At 54.3% G+C, this 3,908-nt stretch carries 3 protein-coding genes; 1 reads left to right on the forward strand and 2 read right to left on the reverse strand.

Annotated features, from left to right (window positions below; all coding sequences use genetic code 11):
• Nucleotides 1–984: sigma-54-dependent Fis family transcriptional regulator (locus DBO31_RS02615; RefSeq protein WP_150824371.1), on the forward strand; the 984-nt coding region annotated here is incomplete at its 5' end.
• A gap of 57 nt (nucleotides 985–1,041) precedes the next feature.
• Here the strand turns inward: DBO31_RS02615 and fucO are convergent.
• Both fucO and DBO31_RS02625 read right to left on the reverse strand, forming a co-directional pair.
• On the reverse strand, nucleotides 1,042–2,193 hold the full coding sequence (gene fucO / locus DBO31_RS02620) for a lactaldehyde reductase (protein WP_059076285.1): 1,152 nt from the start codon (nucleotides 2,191–2,193) through the stop codon (nucleotides 1,042–1,044).
• A gap of 254 nt (nucleotides 2,194–2,447) precedes the next feature.
• On the reverse strand, nucleotides 2,448–3,908 hold a 1,461-nt coding region (locus DBO31_RS02625), incomplete at its 5' end, for a sigma-54-dependent Fis family transcriptional regulator (protein ID WP_150824372.1).

Consider the following 3,908-nt stretch of genomic DNA (forward strand, 5'->3'; position numbering starts at 1 on the left):
CAGCGGCTGGAAAAAAACATCCGCTACAAATTATCCCGGACAGGCCTCACGGCCCGCCACCATTTCTCTGACATCAAGACTATGGACCCGGCCCTCCAGACTCTGATCCGCCGGGCTGCCACTATGGCTTCTTACAATGCGCCGATTCTCATACAGGGTGAAAGCGGCACAGGAAAGGAACTCTTCGCCCAGAGTATCCACAACGCCAGTCCACGGCGTAACGGGCCGTTCGTCGCCATCAACTGTGCCGCCCTGCCACCGGATATCCTCGAAAGCGAACTGTTCGGATACGTAGGAGGCACCTTTACGGGCGCCCGCAAAGAAGGCAAAGCCGGTCTCTTTGAAATCGCCCACAATGGCACGATTTTCCTCGATGAAATCAACAGCATGCCTCAGGACATCCAGTCCAAACTGCTGCGCGTCCTGGAAACCAAACAGGTCATGCGCCTGGGGTCAGACTACGTCATTCCCCTCGACATCCGCATCATCTCGGCCAGCAATGCCGATATCATCCAGTCGGTCCGCAAGGGGACATTCCGGCGCGACCTCTTTTTCCGCATCAACACCCTGCGCCTGACCCTGCCATCCCTCAACGACAGGCCATCGGATATTCCGTACCTGTTTTCCTATTTCCTCAACACCATTTCCGGTACCTCAGTCCCAGTCCCACAAGCACTAAAAAAAATACTCACCCATCATCACTGGTGGGGAAATATCCGGGAACTGTACAGCGTAGCCCTGCGATACCATATCTATGGCGATACCGGTGATTCGTCCTACCAATACCTGTTCGACACGACAGAGGAAGAACAGACACCGCAGCTCCTTGATACGGGTTCCCTGTCCCTCAATATGAAAAACCTGGAAACGACCATCGAACAAATCCTCATACAGGAACTATCCGACAAAGGCTATACCCAGACAGACATAGCCAGACTCCTGAACGTCTCCCGCCAGACCGTATTCAACAAGATGAAGAAATGACAGTCAAAAACCGCCCTGCACGCGATACATGCAGAGCGGTTTTTTATAGCTGATTCATTAAAGAATGGATTTGTAGAGAGCGACGATCTGGGATTTTTCTACATCACGAGGATTGCCCGGTGTGCAAGCATCGGCCATGGCAGAGTCGGCAAGGAAGTCGATGTCTTTTTCCTGTACGCCCAGGTCAGATAATTTACGGGGAATTCCGACATCATCGGCCAGTTTCTGGCAGGCATCGATAGCAGCCTTGCGGTATTCTTCCTGGCTCATGTCATCGACACCGGCGACGCCCATGGCACGGGCTACTTCACGGTAGCGTTCGCCCGTTGCTTCGGCATTGAAGGTGAGGACCGGTGCCAGGAGGATAGCACAAGCTACACCGTGAGGAATGTCATAGAAGGCACTGAGGGGATGGGCCATGGAGTGATCGATGCCGAGGCCGACGTTGGAGAATCCCATGCCGGCGATATACTGGCCGAGGGCCATTTCTTCACGGGCTTTCATGTCGCCTTCGACGGATTTACGAAGCCATTTGCTGATGATTTCAATGGCTTTGAGATGCATCATATCGGTCATTTCCCAGGCGTTCTTTGTAATATAGCCTTCGATAGCGTGTACGAGAGCGTCCATGCCAGTAGCGGCACAGAGTTTCTTCGGCATCGATGCGACCATATCAGGGTCGATGACGGCTACGATAGGGATATCGTGGGGGTCACAGCAGACGAATTTACGGTGTTTTTCCGGGTCAGTAATGACGTAGTTGATGGTTACTTCGGCTGCCGTGCCGCTGGTCGTAGAAACGGCAATGATGGGCAGACATTTGTTTTTCGTCGGCGATGCCCCTTCGAGGCTGCGTACGTCGGCAAATTCCGGATTGGTGAGGATGATGGCAATGGCCTTGGATGTATCCATGGCAGCACCGCCGCCGACGGCTACGATGATATCAGCTTTAGCCTGCTTGCAGAATTCGACGCCTTCCTGTACATTCTGGATGGTCGGGTTCGGTTTGATATGATCGTAAACGGTATAGGCAATGCCGGCCCCATCGAACAGGTCTGTGATTTTCGTCGCTACTTTAAATTTCATGAGGTCCTTGTCGGTGATGACGACGACATGCTGGCAGCCGCGGTTTTTGACTTCTGTTACGATTTCGTTAATGGCACCTTTGCCAAAATACGATGTTTCATTCAATGTAATCTTATTTGCCATAATAAGTTGTTCCTCCTTTTAACATAGGTAATACCAGATTTTGCTTATTTATATGGAATTTCTATGCCAAATAAAGAAATCAGGAGCCATCTGTCTGCCATATCCCGGAAGGATGCCCTATTGGCGGCGTTGAAGAGTCTGCAAAAAACCTCGTCAGGTGAATACGCGAACCCTGCGAGGTTATTTTGTCTCATTATTCTTATTTTTCTCAAGAAACCAGTGATATATTTTGATATAAATGAGATTTTTGATACTTAGTGAAATTGCCGGCGGATCTGTTTCGGCACGATGCCATAGTGACGGCACAGGCGGTAAAAGGTGGCCCGGCTGACGCCCATGGCAGACGCCGCCTGTTCGACGCAGCCCCGGGCTTCTTCGAGATAGTGCAGGCATTCGGCTCGTTCATACGAAGCAGCTTCCGCCGGAGATTCCGGAGAAAGGGGAGACGATGGCGATAGGGCATCATGCTGTGATGAAGGCAGATGAAAGTCTGATGCCGTAATAGCCGGGCCACTGCTGGTATAAAAGGCTCGTTCCAGGGCATTCTGCAATTCCCGCACGTTACCAGGCCAGTCATAGGCCAAAAGCGCCGGCATGGCATCGGGAGCCAGGTGGCGCTGCCGGCTGGGATATCGTTTGTTAAACCGGGCCAGGAACCGGTCTGTACAACAGGCGATATCGCCGGGCCGCTGGCGCAGGGGCGGGATGTCGAGACGCAGGACGTTGAGCCGGTAGTAGAGATCGCCCCGGAAGGCTCCCCGTCCTACTTCCTGTTCGAGATGGCGGTTTGTCGCGGCGATGACCCGTACATCCAGTTTTTTCTCTTCTTTACCGCCGATACGGCGGATGCGCAATGTCTCTACGGCACGCAGCAGTTTGGCCTGGAATTCGATAGGCATTTCCCCGATTTCGTCGAGAAACAGGGTGCCATGGTCGGCCAGCTCGAATTTTCCCGGATTTCCCTCCCGGAGAGCTCCGGTAAAGGCGCCTTTTTCATAACCGAACAGTTCGCTTTCCATGAGATCCCGCGGCAGGGAAGCACAGTTGACGGCGACAAAGGGGCCGTCAGCCCGGCTGCTGCCCGAGTGGATGGCCTGGGCAAACAGTTCTTTGCCCGTACCGCTTTCGCCTTCGATGAGGACGCTGCCATCATAGCGGGCATACTGGCGCGCCCGGTCGATGACCTGTTTCATCAGGGGATCGGCCGCATAGATATCGCCAAAGGTATAGGCGGCCTGATTGCCCGACACGCGGTTGACTGAACGGAAGAGGTGTTCCTGCCGTCGCAGGATGACCGTATAGGTCCGGCCTGTCGCGTCGGCAGTCTGGGAGATGGTCGCACTGAACCGGCGTACATTTCCGGGCAGGACGACGCGCAGGTCATCAATATACAGCGGGGCATGGCGGTGGGCATCATCGGTCATGTCCCAATCGACCTGGGGCATAACCTGATGGAAGTCGAGTCCGGCCAGACGGGCCTGGGACAAGCCCAGTTCCCGCTGGGCCGTGGCATTGGCCCAGCGCAGTTCCAGTTTGTCATTCAGCAGCAGAATCGATTCGCGGATACCGTTAGCAGCGGCCCGCATGAAATGACTCTGATGGTAGCTGATGAGCGTCCGTTCGATACTGAACGCGCAGGCTACGACCAGTGCCAGCGTATGAGGATGGGCGGCTCCGGCACTGCCCGATAAGTCGAGGCTGCCGATGACCGCTCC

Origin of the sequence: Megasphaera sp. DJF_B143 (assembly GCF_900320625.1) — a bacterium.
Classification (GTDB): Bacteria; Bacillota; Negativicutes; order Veillonellales; family Megasphaeraceae; genus Megasphaera; species Megasphaera hexanoica.

Bases quoted from the DNA above. Each gene is read 5' to 3' on its own strand.
- fucO (WP_059076285.1), bottom strand. From the start codon at position 2,193: ATGGCAAATAAGATTACATTGAATGAAACATCGTATTTTGGCAAAGGT.